Source organism: Moorena sp. SIO3H5, from assembly GCF_010692395.1.
Lineage (GTDB): Bacteria > Cyanobacteriota > Cyanobacteriia > Cyanobacteriales > Coleofasciculaceae > Moorena.
Genome location: NZ_JAAHHS010000720.1, coordinates 1 through 1,776, shown reverse-complemented (window position 1 = coordinate 1,776; position 1,776 = coordinate 1). Strand labels below are relative to the sequence as shown.

Here is a 1,776-nt window from a genome sequence, read left to right as displayed (position 1 = left end):
CACAATTTTTGGGTTCAATCATTATATCCCTTATGGGGATAGACTTTAACTAGTATAGTAGTACAAATGAACGGGAGGACTTCAGTCAAAAATACAACATTATGTGATCGCACCTGCGGAATGTGGGATAAACCTTCTTTTTATGCAATTTACCATGGCCAGCAACCAGGCCAACTGCTGTATCCCATCAAATCAGAGTAAAGTCTTTATAGGAAGTAGAATAAAGAGGCTAAAAAATGTATTAATAAAAACAGTATAATCTAAAAATAATTACTCCAAATTTACCTGATCCAAAGTTCAATAATTATGCATAAAACCTTGAGTGGCAAGGAATAAAATCAATCATTATATAGAGTTAAAAAAATAAGATTTTATAGTCATTTTTGGGGTATTTTTATAACGCTTCCCTTGCACCATCACTTGCGCCCTCACACTATAAGCTGACAGGTTTGGTGTGGGGAATTCTAGTTTGGCTAAAATGCCATCAGCCAGGTCTAACTAAGGAGAATCACCATGGTAAATTATGACCCATTAATTTATCTTTTTAGTTGCCTTCCTATACTAAAATACTCAATACTAAGCACTAAACCACTCAGCACTGACCCACCCCATGTCTCAACCCAAAGTCTTCATAACTCGCCGCCTTCCTGATACCAGACTCGAACAACTCCACCAAATCGCCAATGTGGAAATCTGGCCAGAGCGTCAACCGCCTCCCTACGAGGTATTGCTCAACAAAGTTAAAGAAATCGATGGCTTACTGTGCCTACTGACAGATTCCATTGACAAGCAAATAATCGAAGCTGCACCATCCCTGAAGGTAATCAGCCAATTAGCAGTAGGTTACGACAACATTGATATCTCTGCTGCCACCATCCGGGGTATCCCCATTGGTCATACTCCTGGTGTTCTGACTGAGGCTACAGCTGACTTAGCCTGGACATTACTAATGGCAACAGCACGGCGAGTGATTGAAGCAGACCAATTTGTACGTGCTGGTCATTGGCAGACTTGGGAACCCACCTTATTACTGGGACCAAACATCAGCGGTGCTACTTTAGGAATTGTTGGCTTTGGACGCATTGGTCAAGCTGTTACTCGTCGTGGGCGAGGGTTTGATATGGAAATTCTTTATTACAGTCGGCATCGACGGGACTCAGAATTAGAACAATCCCTTGGTGTAAAGTATGCTGAATTCGACGTGCTGCTAAGGGAATCAGACTTTATTACCATTCACACTGCTCTGTCTGAAGAAACCTACCATTTATTTAGTACTCCCCAGTTTGAGCTGATGAAATCCTCAGCGATCATGATCAACACGGCACGAGGAGCAATCGTAGATGCAGAAGCACTTTACCAAGCTCTGAGGAATGGTCAAATCGCTGCGGCTGCTCTGGACGTAACTAAACCAGAGCCCATTCCCATGGATAGTCCGTTGTTGACCTTGGATAATCTGATCATTACTCCTCACATTGGCAGTGCAACTTATCAAACGCGATCGCAAATGGCTACGATGGCGGTGAATAATCTTATTGCTGGACTTTTGGGTAAGCCATTACCCCATTGTTTGAATCCACAAGTGTATTAAAATAAATCAGTTTCCTTCAGTTCTAATTTAAGGAGACTTAATATGGATCCAAAAAAAAACATCCAATCAGCTATTTCAAATATCCAAGCAAAACCCTCTAGTCGCCCTAGTCTGCGAGAGAGGTTCTTCGATACCCTCAAGACTAAATACCCTAACATCCAAGCTCAAAACGGAAACACACACCTCTG

1 protein-coding gene is annotated in these 1,776 nt (G+C 41.9%); it reads left to right on the top strand.

Annotation, left to right across the window (positions count from 1 at the left end; translation table 11 throughout):
• Positions 1-610 precede the first annotated feature (610 nt).
• Positions 611-1,588 (top strand): D-glycerate dehydrogenase, encoded by a 978-nt coding sequence (locus F6K52_RS35910; RefSeq protein ID WP_293089932.1) that lies wholly within the window; start codon positions 611-613, stop codon positions 1,586-1,588.
• Positions 1,589-1,776: the final 188 nt, after the last annotated feature.